This is a genomic window from Rhodopseudomonas sp. BAL398, from assembly GCF_033001325.1.
Lineage (GTDB): Bacteria > Pseudomonadota > Alphaproteobacteria > Rhizobiales > Xanthobacteraceae > JARJEH01.
The window spans coordinates 1,870,619-1,887,332 of record NZ_CP133111.1 but is presented as its reverse complement, the minus strand read 5'-3'; the positions used below and the strand labels follow the sequence as shown (position 1 = coordinate 1,887,332).

General features: G+C 62.9%; 15 protein-coding genes. 11 read left to right on the top strand and 4 right to left on the bottom strand.

What is annotated here, in order from left to right; all coding sequences use genetic code 11:
* Positions 1-37: 37 nt before the first annotated feature.
* The 4 genes from RBJ75_RS09115 to RBJ75_RS09100 all read left to right on the top strand — a co-directional run bounded on the left by RBJ75_RS09115 (position 38) and on the right by RBJ75_RS09100 (position 2,922).
* Complete coding sequence (locus RBJ75_RS09115; protein ID WP_044408638.1) at positions 38-775, top strand: competence/damage-inducible protein A; 738 nt, start codon at positions 38-40, stop codon at positions 773-775.
* 27 nt (positions 776-802) lie between these two features.
* Entirely contained in the window at positions 803-1,222 is a 420-nt protein-coding gene (locus tag RBJ75_RS09110) for a PaaI family thioesterase (protein ID WP_044408641.1), read from the top strand.
* An 8-nt stretch (positions 1,223-1,230) separates the two neighbouring features.
* A complete protein-coding gene (gpt, locus tag RBJ75_RS09105) occupies positions 1,231-1,752 on the top strand; it encodes a xanthine phosphoribosyltransferase (RefSeq protein ID WP_044408644.1) in 522 nt (173 codons plus the stop codon).
* 504 nt (positions 1,753-2,256) lie between these two features.
* Complete coding sequence (locus RBJ75_RS09100; protein ID WP_044408650.1) at positions 2,257-2,922, top strand: hypothetical protein; 666 nt, start codon at positions 2,257-2,259, stop codon at positions 2,920-2,922.
* A 248-nt stretch (positions 2,923-3,170) separates the two neighbouring features.
* On the opposite strand, the gene RBJ75_RS09095 is transcribed toward RBJ75_RS09100, so the two are convergent.
* Positions 3,171-4,193, bottom strand: coding sequence for a methionine synthase (locus tag RBJ75_RS09095; protein ID WP_044418805.1), 1,023 nt, complete (start codon positions 4,191-4,193; stop codon positions 3,171-3,173).
* A 150-nt stretch (positions 4,194-4,343) separates the two neighbouring features.
* Here RBJ75_RS09095 and RBJ75_RS09090 point away from each other — a divergent pair, with 150 nt between their 5' ends.
* The 6 genes from RBJ75_RS09090 (at position 4,344) to RBJ75_RS09065 (ending at position 10,003) form a co-directional block, all read left to right on the top strand.
* Positions 4,344-5,045 (top strand): glutathione binding-like protein, encoded by a 702-nt coding sequence (locus RBJ75_RS09090; RefSeq protein ID WP_044418803.1) that lies wholly within the window; start codon positions 4,344-4,346, stop codon positions 5,043-5,045.
* 252 nt (positions 5,046-5,297) lie between these two features.
* Complete coding sequence (locus tag RBJ75_RS09085) at positions 5,298-5,906, top strand: 2-hydroxychromene-2-carboxylate isomerase (protein WP_044418801.1); 609 nt, start codon at positions 5,298-5,300, stop codon at positions 5,904-5,906.
* Complete coding sequence (locus tag RBJ75_RS09080) at positions 5,906-6,883, top strand: NADPH:quinone oxidoreductase family protein (RefSeq protein ID WP_044418799.1); 978 nt, start codon at positions 5,906-5,908, stop codon at positions 6,881-6,883. The genes RBJ75_RS09085 and RBJ75_RS09080 overlap by 1 nt, the downstream gene beginning before the upstream one ends.
* Positions 6,884-6,970: 87 nt before the next feature.
* The gene (locus RBJ75_RS09075; RefSeq protein WP_044418797.1) at positions 6,971-7,435 is read left to right on the top strand and encodes a MaoC family dehydratase; all 465 of its coding nucleotides are present in this window, start codon (positions 6,971-6,973) and stop codon (positions 7,433-7,435) included.
* A gap of 18 nt (positions 7,436-7,453) precedes the next feature.
* Positions 7,454-8,371 (top strand): SDR family NAD(P)-dependent oxidoreductase, encoded by a 918-nt coding sequence (locus tag RBJ75_RS09070; RefSeq protein ID WP_044418795.1) that lies wholly within the window; start codon positions 7,454-7,456, stop codon positions 8,369-8,371.
* 450 nt (positions 8,372-8,821) lie between these two features.
* Entirely contained in the window at positions 8,822-10,003 is a 1,182-nt protein-coding gene (locus tag RBJ75_RS09065) for a TIGR03862 family flavoprotein (RefSeq protein WP_044408088.1), read from the top strand.
* Positions 10,004-10,567: 564 nt separating this feature from the next.
* Here RBJ75_RS09065 and RBJ75_RS09060 read toward each other — a convergent pair.
* Positions 10,568-11,458 (bottom strand): crotonase/enoyl-CoA hydratase family protein, encoded by an 891-nt coding sequence (locus tag RBJ75_RS09060; protein WP_044408073.1) that lies wholly within the window; start codon positions 11,456-11,458, stop codon positions 10,568-10,570.
* A gap of 243 nt (positions 11,459-11,701) precedes the next feature.
* Positions 11,702-12,874 carry a M20 aminoacylase family protein gene (locus RBJ75_RS09055; RefSeq protein ID WP_044408087.1) on the bottom strand — a complete coding sequence of 391 codons (1,173 nt, stop codon included), beginning with the start codon at positions 12,872-12,874 and terminating at the stop codon, positions 11,702-11,704.
* Positions 12,875-13,516: 642 nt separating this feature from the next.
* On the opposite strand from RBJ75_RS09055, the gene RBJ75_RS09050 reads away from it, so the two are divergent.
* Positions 13,517-15,991, top strand: coding sequence for a DUF4062 domain-containing protein (locus RBJ75_RS09050; RefSeq protein ID WP_044408070.1), 2,475 nt, complete (start codon positions 13,517-13,519; stop codon positions 15,989-15,991).
* Positions 15,992-16,383: 392 nt separating this feature from the next.
* On the opposite strand, the gene RBJ75_RS09045 is transcribed toward RBJ75_RS09050, so the two are convergent.
* A complete protein-coding gene (locus RBJ75_RS09045) occupies positions 16,384-16,617 on the bottom strand; it encodes a hypothetical protein (RefSeq protein ID WP_234707347.1) in 234 nt (77 codons plus the stop codon).
* Positions 16,618-16,714 lie beyond the last annotated feature (97 nt).

Sequence of the window (16,714 nt, the reverse complement as noted above, 5' to 3'; positions counted from 1 at the left end):
CGTGTTAAGCGAGATCGAACAAGGACAAGGGACGGCCATGAGCGACATTGTTACGGCGGGTATTGTGGTGATTGGCGATGAGATCCTGTCCGGACGGACCAAGGACATCAATATCGGCTTCATCGCCGAATACCTGACCAATCTCGGCATCGACGTCTGCGAGGTCCGGATCGTTGCCGACGACGAACCCGCCATTGTCGAGGCGCTGAACACGCTGCGGCACCGCTACACCTATGTCTTCACCACCGGCGGGATCGGCCCGACCCATGACGACATCACCGCCGACGCCGTGGCCAAGGCATTCGGGGTCGGCATCGACCTGCATCCCGAAGTGGTGGCCCGGTTCCGCGAACGGTTTTCCGAGGCCGAACTTAACGAGGCGCGGCTGCGGATGGCGCGGATTCCGGACGGCGCCGAACTGATCCAGAGCGCCACCATCCTGGCGCCCGGCTTCAAGATCGGCAATGTCATCGTGATGGCTGGGGTGCCTTCGATCATGCAGGCGATGATGGATATCATCGCGCCGAAGCTGAAATCCGGGGTGCGGATGCTGTCGGAGACCGTCCTGGCCAATAGCCGCGAGGGCGACATCGGCGGGCCGCTGCGCGAGATCGCCAAGGCCCATCCGGACGCCATGATCGGCAGCTATCCGTTCCTCGACGACAACCGAAAGCCGAACACCAATCTGGTGGTGCGCTCGCGCGATCCGGTCAAGCTGCGGGAAGCCATGAGCGCGGTCAAAGCGATGCTGGAGGGGCTCAGCATCCCGCGATAGAACGCCAGGCTCCGGGGGACGGACAGGATGAGCAAGGATTCTGTGTTCTGGAAGATCGCCGACGGCCGCCTGCCGCCGCCGCCATGCGCCAAGACGCTGGGCATCGAATTCCTGCGGATCGACAGCGAGCGCGGCGGCATCGAGGTCAAATTCGAGGCCATCTCGGCGTTTCTCAATCTCGCCGGCCATGTCCAGGGCGGGTTTCTCGCCGCGATGCTGGACGACACTATGGGCCCGGCGCTGGTGGCGACGCTCGAGCCCGACGAATTCGCCCCCACGGTCAGTCTCAATGTGCAATTTCACCGGCCGGCGAAAGTCGGATCGTTGAAAGGCATCGGCCGCGTGGTATTGCGGGGCAAGGAAGTTTGCCAGCTCAGCGGCGAATTGATGCAGAACGACCGGCTCGTGGCGACCGCCACGGCGACCGCGGTGATTCGCAGAATTTAGGAGAGTGCATGACGGATTCGGAACCAAGCCCGAAGCAACGGGCGGGCCGGCCGTTCCCGGTGTCGTGGGACCAGTTTCACCGCGACTGCCGGGCCTTGACCTGGCGGCTGAACGACGTCGGCCCGTTTCACGCGGTGATCGCCATCACCCGCGGCGGCCTGGTGCCGGCGGCGATCGTGGCGCGCGAACTCGGCCTGCGGGTGATCGATACGGTCTGCGTCGCCAGCTATGACCACGACAAGCAGGGCGAATTGCAGGTGCTCAAGGGCGTGTCCGAAGCGACCGCGGCGCTCGGCGGCGGCACCGGCAAGGGGCTGCTGATCGTCGACGACCTGGTCGACACCGGCGCCACCGCGCGGCTGGTGCGCGACATGCTGCCCGACGCCCATTTCGCCACCGTCTACGCCAAGCCGAAGGGAAGGCCTCTGGTCGACACCTTCATCACCGAGGTCTCGCAGGACACCTGGATCTTCTTCCCCTGGGACACCGCGCTGTCATTCCAGCCGCCGATCCGCGATGGCGCGGCTTAAATTTGTATTTAGTCTGCGCTTTGCAATAGAGGGGTACATTTTCCGTCGATAGTGCAAAACTCCCCAAATAGGAAAGCGTAGCTAACGAGAGAAAACAGCATGAATAACAATAACCCAAATCGATATTTTGCACGGCCTTTCTTGATACCCAGTTCTTCGTAGATTTGATTAACAAGATTTTTGGCATCGGCCTTCGATACCCCTTTCGGAATTGTCGGCGGCCAATTGAGTATAAGGACGAAGATGACAGCGGAGGATACGATGCCCGGATTCCAAGATAATCCGTAAGCAATTAACATGTTTGCGATCGAAAGACTCGCGACAACTCCAGCCCAGACGACCGGCTTCTTCCATAGAAGAAAAACGAAATTGTAAGTCTGGCGCAACACGACGTTCAAGACGAATGTATAAGCTGCAATCTTCGCAATTATAATAACTATTATCATTTCCAATATCCGTGTACGCTTTGAGCGTGTGTTCTTTTATATGCTACATTGCATTGCAATGCGCGATCCCCTGCAGAACCGCGTCACGCCATCGGGCGAGATCGTGGCGGTGCCGCAGCGCGGGTTGTTCACCGGCAATCGCGGCATCATCCATGATCCGGCGACGAAAACGCTGCTGCGCCGGCGCTGGACTAACCCGGCCTGGATCGTCTGCGTCTGCGAATTCCGCGGCCGCCGCCGCGATGTGATGGGCACGCGCAGCTGGACCGAATTGTTCTTCCTCGATGAGGCCACCGCCTTGGCGGCCGGGCACCGGCCCTGCTTCTACTGCCGCCGCGCCGACGCCGAGGCGTTCCGCGCCGCCTGGGCGCGCGGCAATGGCGCGCAAGTGAGCGCCAAGGCGATCGACGCCGTGCTGCATCGCGAGCGGCTCGACGGCCGAACCAAGCGCTTGCATCTGCTACCCTGTGCGATCGGTGATTTGCCGGATGGCGCGATGGTGCAGGCGAAGGCGCCGGACACTGATGGCGCAGAAGCAAGTCGCATTCAAACGAACAGCTATCTCATCGTGCAGGGGAGGGCGTGGCGCTGGTCGTTCGACGGCTACCACGAAACCGACGCGCCACGCGACGCCCTGCTCCTGACGCCGCCCTCGACGTTGCGCGCGCTTGGCGCAGGCTATGCTCCGGTGCTGCATCCGAGCGCGCGTGCAACGGCCGGTTAGTCAGCGCCGGGCGTTCTTGCAGCGCTGAAGACAAGCACTGAAGACAAGACGACGTCATTCCGGGGCGCGCGCAGCGTCAGCTGCGAGCGAACCCGGAATCTCGCTCAGATTGGCAACGTTTCATCGTGGGGCAGGATTCCGGGTTCGCTCGGCCTGCGGCCTAGCGCCCCGGAATGACATCCTTGATAGCTGCTATTCTTGATAGCTGTGGTTGTGCGTTCGCTTGCGCCCCCGACGCGCCGCGATGCCTAGCCGAACTTCTGCCGCGCCAGCGCCGCACCCGCGCCGAGCGCCATCAGCTTGGCTTCGGCGATGTCGCGATGCATCGGCGCCATGCCGCAATTGGTGGTGGCTATGATGTTGGACTTCGGCACGAACTGCATCACCGCCTCGATGGTGGCGACAACATCCTCGGCGGTTTCGACGGTGTCGGAGGCGACGTCGATCACGCCGGCCTGCACGATCTTGTTCTGCAGCAGGCCGAGCAATTCCAGCGGCACTTTCGAGTTGCGGCATTCGATCGCGACCTGCTGGATCGGCGAGGCGTCGATCGCCGGGAAGATCTGCTCGTATTGCCGCCACTCGCTGCCCAGCGTGTCCTTCCAGTCGGTGTTGGCCTTGATGCCGTAGCCGTAGCAGATGTGCACGGCGGTGGCGCAGGTCAGGCCCTGCGCGGCGCGCTGCAGCGCCTGCACGCCCCAATCGGCGGCCTCGTCCATATAGACGTTGAAGGCCGGCTCATCGAACTGGATCATGTCGACGCCGTCGGCCTGCAGCGCGCGGGCTTCCTCATTGAGCAATTCGGCGAAGGCGAAGGCCATCTTGACCCGGTCGCCATAATGGCTGTCGGCGATGGTATCGATGATGGTCATCGGGCCGGGCAGGGTGAATTTCAGCTGGCGCTTGGTATGGGCGCGGGCGGCCAGCGCCTCGAAGGCGTGGACCCGGCCCTTCAGCCGCAACGGCGCCACCACCTGCGGCACCATCGCCTTGTAGCGATCATTGCGGATTCCCATCTCGACCTTATGGGCGAAATCAATGCCCTCGATATTCTCCAGAAAGCCGTGGACGAAATGCTGCCGGGCCATCTCGCCCTCGGTGACGATGTCGATGCCGGCGTCTTCCTGGACCTTGATCGCCAGCAGCGTGGCGTCGCGCTTGGCGCGCAACAATTCGTCGCCGGCGGATTTCCACGGCGCCCAGAGCTTGTTCGGCTCGGCCAGCCATTCGGGCTTCGGCAGGGAACCGGCGATCGTGGTGGGAAACAGCATGGCGTTCTCTCCGGTGGAATTTGGCCCTGTCTGCCATGTTCGCGGCGCGGCGTACATGGGCGCGGTTTACATGGGCGCAGTGATGGGATTGGCGTTGGATCGCTTGCCGGGCTAGGATCGGGCAAAACGAGCCTCGCCAACGGAGCCCCCATGATCGATCTCTATTATGCGCCGACGCCGAACGGCTGGAAGATCTCGATCATGCTGGAGGAATGCGCTCTGCCCTACACGCTGCATCCGATGCAGCTTGGCCGCGGCGACCAGCTCAAACCGGAATTCCTGAAACTGAGCCCGAACGGCCGGATGCCGGCGATCGTCGACCACGCCCCGGCCGATGGCGGCGCGCCCGTCAGCCTGTTCGAAAGCGGCGCGATCCTGATCTATCTGGCGGAAAAATCCGGCCGCTTCCTGCCGGCCGCGCCCCGGCCGCGCTTCGAGGTGATGCAATGGCTGATGTGGCAGATGGGCGGCCTCGGCCCGATGCTCGGCCAGCACGGCCATTTCCTGCTCTATGCGCCGGAAAAGATCCCTTACGCGATCGAGCGTTACGGCCGCGAGGCCAGGCGGCTCTATAGCGTAGTCGACGCTCAGCTCGCCGAGCGCGACTATATCGCGGGCGAATATTCGATCGCCGACATGGCGTGTTTCCCCTGGATCATGACCCACAAGGCGCAGGGGCTTTCGCTCGATGATTATCCCAATCTGAAACGCTGGTACGCAACGCTGCGCGCGCGGCCGCAATTGCAGGCCGGGCTCGCGGTTGGCAAGCAGGACAAGCAGCCGATGGACGAGCAGGCCCGCAAGATCATGTTCGGCGTCGATGCGCCCGCGCATGTGCAGGCGCAGCAGTGAGGGGGGCGATGAAGAGCGGCGGCATGAGGCGAGGCGCTCCAACAAAGATCGTCATCGCCCGGCTTGACCGGGCGACCCAGTATTGCAGAGCGCTTGCGGTGGAACGCTGATGCTCTGGAATGCTGGGTCACCCGCTTTCGCGGGTGATGACGGCGGAAAAATGCAGCCGCTGCCTGCAACGACAACAATACCAGCAATGATAACAACGCCGTCGAAATAACAACCCGCCCAACAACAACCGAGGAAACCCCGATGATCGAATTCTTCTTCGACTGCTCCAGTCCCTGGACTTACCTCGCCTTCCACAACATCCAGCCGCTGGCCAAGGAATTTGCCGAGGAGATTTCGTGGCGGCCGGTTCTGGTCGGGGGGATTTTCAACAGCGTCAATCCCAGCGTCTATGCCCAGCGCGAGGCGCCCGTGCCGCTGAAGGCGCGCTATGCCAAGAAGGATCTCGCCGATTGGGCGCGCTCGGCGGGGCTGGCGATCAAGATGCCGCCGTCGGTGTTCCCGGTGAATAGCGTCAGGGCGATGCGCGGCTGCATTTTCCTGGGCGACAACATGGTGCCGTTCGCCACCGCGGTGTTCGAGGCCTATTGGGGCGACGACAAGGACATTTCCAAGGACGAGGTGCTGAGCGAGATCTGCGCCAAGGTCGGCGTCGATCCGGCGGCGTTCTTCGCCGGGATCGCTGATCAGGCGGTCAAGGACCAGCTCAAGGTCAATACCGACGAGGTGATGGCCCGCGGCGGCTTCGGCTCGCCGACGATCTTTGTCGACAAGACCGATATGTATTTCGGCAATGATCGCCTCCCGCTCATCCGCGAGGCGTTGGTGCGTCGCCGGGCGAGTGCGGCCTGATGCCGACCGCCGTGGTTTGCCGCGAACTCGGGCCACCCGAGACGTTGCGGCTTGAAAGCTTCGAACGCAGGCCGTTGGCAGCCGGCGAAGTTCGCGTCGCGGTGCATGCCGCCGGGATCAATTTTCCCGATATTCTGATGTGCGCCGGCGAATATCAGCTCAAGCCGGAGCTGCCATTCATTCCCGGCGTCGAGGCCGCCGGCGACGTGATCGAAATCGCCGAGGGCGTCGAGGGCGTCGCGCTGGGCGACCGGGTGATCGCCAAATTGCGCTTCGGCGGCTATGCCGACGAGGTGGTGGTGGCGGCGACCCAGCTCACGCCGATGCCGCGTGCGTTCGACTATGCGGAAGCCGCGACCTATCTGGCCGGCCACGGCACCGCCTGGCATGGGCTGGTCGAGCGCGGGCAGCTGCAGCCCGGCGAGGTGCTGCTGGTGCATGGCGCCGGCGGCGGCGTTGGCCTCGCCGCGGTCGAGCTCGGCAAGCATCTCGGCGCCATGGTGATTGCCGTGGCGTCCAGCGAAGAGAAGCTGGCGGTGGCGCGCGCCAAGGGCGCGGATCACGGCGTGCTCTATGGCACCGAGCCGTTTCGCGACGCGGTCAAGCGGATCACCGATGGCCGCGGCGCCGATGTGGTGTTCGATCCGGTCGGCGGCGAGATCTTCGAGCAGAGCCTGCGCTGTATCAATTGGGGCGCGCGGCTGCTGGTGGTCGGCTTCACCGGCGGCATCGGCATGGCGCGGACCAATCTGGTGCTGATGAAGGGCGCCAGCGTGCTCGGCGTGCGCGCCGGCGAGGCGGTGCGCAAAAATCCGGCGCTCGGGGTCAGGCGGATCGCGGCGCTGCTCGATCTCGCCGAGCAGGGCAAGCTGCGTCCCAATATCTCGCACCGGGTGCCGCTGGCGCAATGGGCCGACGCGATGCGGCTGCTGATCGACCGCCGCGCCATCGGCCGGGTGGTGCTGATGACGCGTTGAGCGGCGATTGCAACCGAAATTTTCGCTTGGCGAAGGACCGCGCGATGTGGAATGTGCGCCGCACAAGAAAAGCAAGAAGAGGACTGCATGAACTCAATGGTGGAACGCGACGCATATATCAAGATGGTCGGCAGCGAGGTCGGCGTCTCGGAATGGCATCTGGTGGATCAGAAGCGGATCGACGAATTCGCCGAAGCAACCGAGGATCGGCAATTCATCCATATCGACCCGGCGCGCGCCAAGGCTGAAACGCCGTTCGGCTCAACCGTGGCGCACGGCTTTCTCACGGTGTCGCTGCTCTCCGTGTTTTCCTACGAGGCGATGCCGAAGCTCAGCGGCGCCACCATGGGCGTCAATTACGGCTTCGACAAATTGCGCTTCATCTCCCCGGTCAAGGCCGGCGCGCGGATTCGCGGTCGCTTCACCCTCACCGAAGCGACGATGCGCAAGCCTGGCGAGCTGCTGTCGCGCACCAGCGTCAGCGTCGAGATCGAAGGCGAGTCGAAGCCGGCGCTGGTCGCCGACTGGCTCGGCCTGATCTATTTCGCGTAACCTTCAGGAACGACATTCATGACTATCAAGTTTGACGGACGCGTCGCCATCGTCACCGGCGCGGGTAACGGATTGGGTCGCGCGCATGCGCTGGGGCTGGCGGCGCGCGGCGCCAAGGTCGTGGTCAATGATTTCGGCGGCGCCCGCGACGGCAGCGGCGGCTCGCTCACCGCGGCCGAGACCGTGGTCGAGGAAATTCGCGCGGCCGGCGGCACCGCGATGGCCGACGGCGCCGACGTCTCTAATTTCGAGCAGGTCACCGCGATGGTCGCCAAGGCCACCAAGGAGTGGGGCAGCGTCGACCTGATGGTCGCCAATGCCGGCATCCTGCGCGACAAATCCTTCGCCAAGATGGAGCTCGCCGATTTCGACAAGGTGATCGACGTGCATCTCAAGGGCACGTTCTATTGCTGCAAGGCGGTGTGGGACGGCATGCGCGAGCGCAATTTCGGCCGCATCGTGGTGACGACGTCGTCGTCGGGCCTGTTCGGCAATTTCGGCCAGGCCAATTACGGCGCGGCCAAAATGGGCATCATCGGGCTGATGAACGTGCTGGCGATCGAGGGCCGCAAGAACGACATCCGCGTCAACGCCATCTCGCCGACCGCGGCGACGCGGATGACCGAGGAATTGCTGCCGCCGCAGGCGCTGGAATTGCTCAAGCCGGAATCGATCACGCCGGCGGTGCTGTATCTGCTCGGCGCCGACGCACCGACCCGCACCATCATGGGCGCCGGCGCCGGCTCCTTCGCGGTGGTCAAGGTGCTGGAGAGCGACGGCATCAACCTCGCCGAAGCCGACTGGACCCCCGACGCCATCGCCGCGCATTTCGCCGCGATCGACGACATGGGCAAGGCGCAGGCGCTGGAAGGCGCGTTCCAGCAGACCCAGAAATACGTGGCGCAAGCCGCCGCACGGGCCGGGGTGAAGCTGTAACATCAGCGCGGCCTTGACGCGCACGGCTGCCTCATCCTGAGAGTCTGACTGTAAGAGGGATCAATGGAATCAAGCCTTCGAGCTCGTCATTGCGAGGAGCGCAGCGACGAAGCAATCCAGTCTGTGCTTGGCGCCCCTGGATTGCTTCGCTGTCGGACGGCGCTATGCGCCGTCCTCGGCTCGCAATGACGAAATCGAGGTTGGTTTATTGGTTTCGTTTTCGGTCAGGCTTTGAGGAGCCCGGCGCAGCCGGGCGTCTCGAAGGATGGGCGACAAACCTCATGGTTCGAGACGCGCGCAACGGCGCGCTCCTCGCCATGAGGATCTCGGGTATTGGCGTGAGCGCGCGCTGCGATTTTACAAGCCGCCACTGAGCGTGCATAGCGTTGCGCCGTGGCAGACATTCAAACCATCGACGTGGCTGTGATCGGCGCCGGCCCGGCCGGGCTGATGGCGGCCGAGACGCTGGCGCGGGGCGGCGCGCGGGTCACCGTGTTCGACGGCATGCGCTCGGCCGGCCGCAAATTGCTGCTGGCCGGGCGCGGCGGGCTCAATCTCACCCATAGCGAGGCGCTGCCGGCGTTTCTGGCGCGTTACGGCGCGGCGCAGCCGCTTCTGGCGCCGGCGATCGCGGCGCTGACGCCGGACGCGCTGCGGGCGTGGAGCGAGGCGCTGGGGCAGCCGACCTTTGTCGGCTCCAGCGGGCGGGTGTTTCCGCAGGCGATGAAGGCCTCGCCCTTGCTGCGCGCGTGGCTGCGCCGGCTCGATCAGCAAGGCGTGCGGCTGGTGCTGCGGCATCGCTGGAGCGGCTGGGACGAGGATGGTCAGCTGACATTCGACGCCCCCGACGGGCCGCACCGCGTCGCGGCGCGCGCCGTCGTGCTGGCGCTGGGCGGCGCCAGCTGGCCGCAGCTTGGCTCCGATGGCGGCTGGGTCGAAATCTTGAGCGGGAAGGGCGTCGCGATTGCGCCGCTGCGGCCCGCCAATTGCGGGTTCACGGTGGCGTGGTCGGCGGTGTTTCGCGCCCGCTTCGAAGGCCAGCCGTTGAAGAACGTCGCGCTGTCGTTCGGCGGCCATCATGTGCGCGGCGAGGCGATGATCACCAGCGCGGGGATCGAGGGCGGCGCGGTCTATGCGCTGTCGGCGCCGCTGAGGGAGGCGATTCGCGCCGGCGGCCGAGCGGTGCTGCGGATCGCGCTGCGGCCCGATCTGGCGGAGGCCGATCTCGCCGCCAGACTGTCGGCGCCGCGGGGCAAGCAATCGCTGGCGAGCGTCCTGCGCAAGGCCGCGCATCTGACGCCGCTTGGCATCGGCCTGTTGCACGAGGCGACGCTGGCCAAAGGCGTGGCCTTGTCGGCGCTGTCGCCGCAAAAACTCGCCGCGCTGATCAATGCGGTGCCGGTGCCGTTGAACGGCGTCGCGCCGATCGCCCGCGCGATCTCGACTGCCGGCGGCATCGCCTTCGATGAACTCGACGCGTCATTCATGATCCGGCGCTTGCCCGGCGTGTTCGCCGCCGGCGAGATGCTGGACTGGGAAGCCCCGACCGGCGGCTATCTGCTGCAAGGCGCCTTCGCCACCGGCGCGACCGCGGGCCGGGGCGCGCTCACGTGGCTGGGTGCGACTGACTAAATCCTGCTGTCCGTGTCCCGGGCGCGGTGCAGCGTGAAACGCTGCTCCGCAGAACCGGGACCCCGCTATGTTTGTCCGGTGCCGTCAAGCGGGGCCCCGGCTCAGCGCCGCACCACGCCGCAAGCGCGGCGTACTGCGCCGCATCCGGGGAACGGGCGATCGAATTGACGATCAAGAGCAAAAGGACGCCGTATTGCTTGTTGGTAGTGTCCGTGTCCCGGGCGCAGTGCAGCGTGCAACGCTGCGCCGCAGAACCGGGACCCCGCTATGTTTGTCCGGCGCCGTCAAGCGGGGCCCCGGCTCAGCGCCGCACCACGCCGTAAGTGCGGCGCGCTGCGTCGCATCCGGGGCACGGGCGATCGGAATGGGTCGTGTTGGTTGTTGTCCGTGTCCCGGGCGCGGTGCAGCGTGAAACGCTGAGCCGCAGACCGGGACCCCGCTATTTTGTTCGGCGCCGTCAAGCGGGGCCCGGGCTCAGCGCCGCACCACGCCGCAAGTGCGGCGCGCTGCGTCGCATCCGGGGCACGGGCGAGGAAGCGAATGTGAAAATCCCAGCTGTTCGCCTCACTGATAATCGCGCTCGTCCCACCACGGGAAGTAGTTCGGCATGTCGGCCGAGACCTTGTTCTTGAACTCCGCCGGGCGCTTTTCCAGGAACGACACCACGCCTTCCTTGACGTCATCGGAACGGCCGCGGGCGTAGATGCCGCGGCTGTCGACCTTGTGGGCTTCCATCGGATCGTCGGCGCCCAGCATCCGCCACATCATCTGCCGGATCAGCGCGATCGACACCGGCGCGGTCTTGTCGACGAAGCTTTTGGCCAGCGCGCGGGCGGTCGGCAGCAATTCGTCGGCCGGCACCACGCGGCTGACCAGCCGGCCGGCCAGCGCCTCCTGCGCCGGAAACACCTTGCCGGTATAGCACCATTCCAGCGCCTGCGAGATCCCGACGATGCGCGGCAGAAACCAGCTCGAGGCGGCTTCCGGCACGATGCCGCGCTGCGAGAACACGAAGCCGAAGCGGGCGTCCGCCGAGGCGATGCGGATATCCATCGCCAGCTGCATGGTGACGCCGATGCCGACCGCCGCGCCGTTGACTGCGGCGATCACCGGCTTGAGGCATTTGAAGATCCGCAGCGTCACCTGGCCGCCGCCGTCGCGCACCATCGGGTCGCTGTAATCGACCTCGCCATTGTCGAGGCGCTTGACCGGACCGCGCCGGGCGTCGCGATCGAAGGTGTCGGCGCCCGACGACAGATCGGCGCCGGCGCAGAAGCCGCGGCCCGCGCCGGTGACGATGATGGCGCGGACGTCGTCGTCGGCGTCGGCCTTGTCGAAGGCGTCGATCAGCTCGCTCTGCATGGTGGCGTTGAAGGCGTTGAGCTTGTCGGGCCGGTTCAGCGTGATGGTGAGAATCTGCTCGGCGACCTCGTATTTGATCGTCTCATACGCCATCGATATTTCCTTCCTGGGTTTCTTGTTTGTTGTTTGTTGTCGTTGAAGTTCGTCAGTCCGGGGGCGCGCGTCCGCAGGCCAAGCGCCCCCGGACTCGCGCGCTGCGGTCAGACCGCGAGATTCCGGGTTCGCGCCCAGCTGGCGCTGGGCGCGCCCCGGAATGACGCCGGTGGTTGTTGTACGACATCGCGGTTCACGATCAAGAACCGGGTGGCGTCGCGGCAATGAGGCCGCAGGTCGCCGTCAGATCCGGGCACCGATCGGCAGCCGGGTTTCGATGATGCGGGCGAACATCGAGGCGCCGATCGGCAGCATCTTGTCGTCGAGCACATAGCCCGGATTGTGCACCGGCACCGAGCCGTCATGGCCGAGCCAGAAATAGGCGCCGGGCACCGCGAGCAGCATGTCGGCGAAATCCTCGGAGCCCATTTTGGGCTGGGTCCGGGTGATGACGTTGTCGGCGCCGACCACGGTCTTGGCCACTTCGGCGACGACGTCGCTCTGCGCCTGCTCGTTGATCAGCACGCTGAAGCCGTCGCGGATCTCGACCTTGATCTCGACGTCGAAGGCCAGCGCGATGCCGGCGGCGAGCTTGTGCATCCGCTCGCGGATCTGCATCCGGATCTTTTCATCGAAGCAGCGAACCGTGCCGCACAATTTGGCCTCGCCGGGGATCACATTATAGGCGGAGCCGGAATGGATCTGGGTGATCGACAGCACCGCGGCCTGCAGCGGATCGACATTGCGGCTGACGATGCTCTGCATTGCCTGGCCCAGCGTCATCGCGATCACCACCGGATCCTTGGAGCGCTCCGGCATCGCCCCATGGGCGCCATAGCCGGTGATGGTGATGTCGAAGAAATCCGCCGCCGCCATCGCCGGTCCGGGCAGGACCGCGACCTCGCCATGATTGAGATCGGGCGCGTTGTGCAACCCGTAAATTTCGTCGCAGGGAAATTGCTGGAACAAGCCGTCCTTGATCATGGCGCGGGCGCCGCCGAGGCCTTCCTCGGCCGGCTGGAAGATGAAATGCACAATGCCGTCGAAATCACGGGTGGCGGCGAGATAGCGCGCGGTGCCGAGCAGCATCGTGGTGTGGCCATCATGGCCGCAGCCGTGAAACCGGCCCGGAATGGTCGAACGCCATTTCAGATTGGTTTTTTCCTCCATCGGCAGCGCGTCCATGTCGGCGCGCAGGCCGATCCGCTTGCCGCCCGAGCCCTTGCCCTTCAGCACGCCGACCACGCCGGTGCCGCCGAGGCCGCGATGCACCTCGATGCCCCATCCGGTCAGCTTGTCGGCGACGATGCCGGAGGTGCGCACCTCCTCGAAGCCGATCTCCGGATGGGCATGCAGGTCGCGGCGGATTGCGGTCAATTCGTCCGCATAGCTGTCGATCAGGTCGATATTGGGCATGGGGCCTCTCGGTGGCAGCGACGGCTGCGGGATCACGGCTGGCGGGCGCGGCGCGACCGGGACAGCCGGCCGTTGCTGCGAATAATTGGCATCGAACTGAATTCCGGCGCGCTTGTCAAAGCGCGCCGGCGCAGGGCCGCTTTGCTTTGCGCGGCACACTCGACTATGAAAGCAGCATCCTGGCGCCGGTTCGGGCATTGCCGGCCGCTGGCCGGGGATGGGAGCGGGCGGCAAGAGTAGGCGCCAAGGTTTCCATTGGCGCACTACCTCTCGGTTGCTAGGGTGCTCCACAGTGCGGGCGTGGCGAAACTGGTAGACGCAAGGGACTTGAACGACTTGAGTGCCCATGGGGAAATCCATGGCGTAGAACTGCTCAAATTCGGGGAAACCGGTTACAGGCAATCCCGAGCCAAGCCCCAGGCATGAATTCGCCTTGGGAAGGTGTAGAGACTAGACGGGCAGCACCTAAGGCGCGAACGCTACGGTGAAGGTATAGTCCAGACCCCAAACGCGCCGACATGCAGCGCTTGCACGAGGCGAGGCGGCGAAAGCCGTGGTTGGTAAGAAAATCCCTCGGGCCGAAAGGCCTGTGCCGGTTCGATCCCGGCCGCCCGCACCACTATCACTTTGCAAAGGCCTTGGATGCCTGATACCCGCAAGATTATAAGAGTCTTTTTAGCATCACCCGGTGATCTACAGGACGAGCGGCGCGCCGCAAAGGCAGTCGTCGATGAGTTCAACAAGCTTTGGGCCGATTCTTTAGGCTACCATGTGGAGCTAATCGGCTGGGAAGACACCATTTCCCAATACGGTCGCCCGCAGGCGACCATAAATCAAGACCTCGAACGCTGTGAACTCGTCATCGGCATGATTTGGAAACGCTGGGGGACGCCGCCCAGCAAATCCGGACCATTTACCTCTGGCTTCGAAGAAGAATTTGAAACTTCCCTCACAAGCCGCCGCTCGGCTGGTCGGCCCGAACTCGCACTGTTTTTCAAGGAGGTCGACAAGGAATTGCTTCGTGATCCCGGCGAGGAACTGAAGAAGGTCGTCGCATTCCGGGAGAAGGTGATTGCGGAGAAGGAAATTCTCTTCGTACCGTTCAAAGACCTCAGCGAGTTTGAAGGAAAGGTGCGTGCCAGCATTACCTCCTACGTTCAGAAGCTTCGCAATGCCGAATCGCAAAAACTATCGAACGAGACGCAAGCAACGCCGACCGAACCGCAACAGGTGATGCAGGACGAAGAACAGCCCGCGCGCGATCCATCCATCGCGGGCGAAACCGCGCGATTTTTGCGCACATTTTTGACTGCCGCAGAATCGTCGGCCGACAACTACACTGCGATCGAGGTGGCGCGCCTCCGACTTGTAGCGACCACGGTCAAGGAACCGGGAAATGATGATACGACTATCGGGGCGCACGATGCGAACTTGCTCTTCGCGCAACGCTCCGTGCTGACCCTCGACCGTCGTGAGAATTTCGGGCTTGTTCGCAGCGGCCTTGAAAATTTAACTTCGGAAAACGTTCCTCTCTGGCACTGGTATATGGATGTCGATGGCTTCGAGCGAGGCCTGTTATGCTTGTTTTCTATTTTCAAGGATGGACATCGTATTCAGGCGAACGCTCTATTGGCCGCGCGACTGATCGAGGAGCCGCTGCCAATTTCCAAGGAATGGCCGCGCGAGTTTTTTTTGCAAAGATGGCTCAACAAGGATACGCAGAGCGAGCAAAAGAGCGCCGCTTTAGCCTATCTGGCTGACTGCGGCCTTCCCGAGGATGTTCCTAGCATCAAAGAAGAATTCGACCGCACCAACTATCAGACGCGCAGCGCAAGCGTTGACGCCATCCTTCGAATCAATCTGCGGCAGGGGCGCGAGCAGGCCATCAGGGCCCTTTACGAGCTACAGCCGGATTCCGTCGATCGACAACTTCTAGCGTGCGTATTTGAGAAAGATGTCGCTTTTGACGAGGAGATTCTTGTTGAAGGGACTAGCCACCGCAGCGCGTCAGTCCGAAGGATTACCGCGACGATTCTGGCGAAGCGCGGCAAACTCACCGTAAGCGATGCCGAACGACTTCTTTCCGATACGGATGAGGACGTCCGGTATGTCGCTCTGAGAGCTTTGGCAGATAGCGGCAGGACATTCACAGAGGAACAGGCCCAATCGATACTCTTGAGGCAGACGGGCAGCGGAATCCTTGGCGGTCCCGGCGCGCAATCCGGCGGACGCCAGTTTGCAAAGTTCAGAGAGACCATATTGGCAGCGAAAACTGACGCAGAGCTTGGGGTTCTTGCGGCAAACGAGTCGGTTTTTCAGCGGGATGTTCGGTTGGCATTGCTGCAGAGGCAGTTCGCCCGCCAGCCACAACAATTGACGAGTCTAATCGAAGATCAGTTCCATCGAGATTTTGCCAAAGCGGTTGCTGAAATGGCCTCTCGTTATGGAGAGGACAATCAACTGGTCAAAGATACCCAGGGGCTCGGAGATTTTCTCCGTAAGGGGTTCACGCGGCAGGCCCTTGATATTGTCTGCAAAGCAGGTGGTGCGGAGCACCTGAAGCTGGTCCGCAACGCGCTTGAAAGCAATTTCGTCGATTATTCCCGTCACGATGTGGAATATTTGCAAAAACATGGCGAATGGCAGGATATACCGCTTATTATTGCTGCTGCCGGGAGGAGCGAGGCTGGTACCTCGCTGCTCGGCGCAGATCATGGCGCAAAATACCGGTCAGCCGCAAAAGCGATGTACGCCATCGGCAAAAAAAGGCTTGCAGAACTGCTCGAGCAGCAGATGCCCAAGAGCTTGCTGGCACGCCTGATCATTGAAATCTCAGAGTCGAGCTATAGGAATCTCACCGACGCTCAACTCAAAAAACTCTTTCTTGATGAGGATGACAGTGTACGAAAGGCATGCGCACTCAAAGCCGTGCGCACTTTCTCAAAGACGCGTCTGGCTCAACTTCTTAAAGAATATGTGGGGAGCGACGGCCACCGTTACTATAATGTAGTTCATTGGCTCGATCTTGGCGTTTCCGTGCCGAAGGATGGAGCAAAGTTGGCTGCGACCAAAGCTATCACCAAGGACTGGCCTGAGAGTTGTCCGGTATTTGACTAGCAGGCTGTTGAAAAGTCGATTTCGACGTGAATACATCGGAATCATGGCGAGAATGAAATGGAATCGGGCCGTGAACATTGTTCTCGTTTTCGACAGCCTGCTAGCTTAGGCAAAAGGATAACCGCGTACCTTTTAAAACGACGGTCATTTTACCGAGGTGCTAGGCGCATTTGGACTTAAAATCCCTCGATGGCAACGTCGTGCGGGTTCGATTCCCGCCGTCCGCACCACTCCCGACTCATTCAGCCAGCTCTCTGATGATCGCTGTTAGTTGCTTTTCGTCGCCGTTGAAACTCGCGATCATGGCCTGGAGCATCGCATCAGGGTCAAGCCAACCGTTGAATTCTCGTAAGTGTAGGGATCGTCAACCGCATCGTACATGCGATTGCCGCTTAGCCTTTGCGGTGGCTCTGCACGATCGTGCGGCGGTATTCGTCAGCCGATAGGCCTTGCTGTTTGGCGTCGGCGGCGCGCTCCTTCATCGCGGGCGAAAGCCGGATTCCTTCGACGGCGCTGATCTTGCTAAAACGCGCGTGGCCAAGCACAAAGCCAGCCTTGGCGACTTTTCTGGCGCCACTCTTCCCGGCTGGTCGTTCTTGCTTTGGCATGGCTGAAGCATACCACATTCGGGATTGTTTGCCACGGATCTGAGAGCGCAGCTTACCCAACCTCCGTGGCGGCTCTGCAACGTCCAGACCGGGATCTTCCTGTGTCGGGGGTGCC

Excerpts from the sequence above, each read along its gene's own strand:
- RBJ75_RS09115 (WP_044408638.1), top strand. The coding sequence starts at position 38 with ATGAGCGACATTGTTACGGCGGGTATTGTGGTGATTGGCGATGAGATC.
- RBJ75_RS09110 (WP_044408641.1), top strand. The coding sequence starts at position 803 with ATGAGCAAGGATTCTGTGTTCTGGAAGATCGCCGACGGCCGCCTGCCG.
- gpt (WP_044408644.1), top strand. The coding sequence starts at position 1,231 with ATGACGGATTCGGAACCAAGCCCGAAGCAACGGGCGGGCCGGCCGTTC.
- RBJ75_RS09100 (WP_044408650.1), top strand. The coding sequence starts at position 2,257 with ATGCGCGATCCCCTGCAGAACCGCGTCACGCCATCGGGCGAGATCGTG.
- RBJ75_RS09095 (WP_044418805.1), bottom strand. The coding sequence starts at position 4,193 with ATGCTGTTTCCCACCACGATCGCCGGTTCCCTGCCGAAGCCCGAATGG.
- RBJ75_RS09090 (WP_044418803.1), top strand. The coding sequence starts at position 4,344 with ATGATCGATCTCTATTATGCGCCGACGCCGAACGGCTGGAAGATCTCG.
- RBJ75_RS09085 (WP_044418801.1), top strand. The coding sequence starts at position 5,298 with ATGATCGAATTCTTCTTCGACTGCTCCAGTCCCTGGACTTACCTCGCC.
- RBJ75_RS09080 (WP_044418799.1), top strand. The coding sequence starts at position 5,906 with ATGCCGACCGCCGTGGTTTGCCGCGAACTCGGGCCACCCGAGACGTTG.
- RBJ75_RS09075 (WP_044418797.1), top strand. The coding sequence starts at position 6,971 with ATGAACTCAATGGTGGAACGCGACGCATATATCAAGATGGTCGGCAGC.
- RBJ75_RS09070 (WP_044418795.1), top strand. The coding sequence starts at position 7,454 with ATGACTATCAAGTTTGACGGACGCGTCGCCATCGTCACCGGCGCGGGT.
- RBJ75_RS09065 (WP_044408088.1), top strand. The coding sequence starts at position 8,822 with ATGGCGGCCGAGACGCTGGCGCGGGGCGGCGCGCGGGTCACCGTGTTC.
- RBJ75_RS09060 (WP_044408073.1), bottom strand. The coding sequence starts at position 11,458 with ATGGCGTATGAGACGATCAAATACGAGGTCGCCGAGCAGATTCTCACC.
- RBJ75_RS09055 (WP_044408087.1), bottom strand. The coding sequence starts at position 12,874 with ATGCCCAATATCGACCTGATCGACAGCTATGCGGACGAATTGACCGCA.
- RBJ75_RS09050 (WP_044408070.1), top strand. The coding sequence starts at position 13,517 with ATGCCTGATACCCGCAAGATTATAAGAGTCTTTTTAGCATCACCCGGT.
- RBJ75_RS09045 (WP_234707347.1), bottom strand. The coding sequence starts at position 16,617 with ATGTGGTATGCTTCAGCCATGCCAAAGCAAGAACGACCAGCCGGGAAG.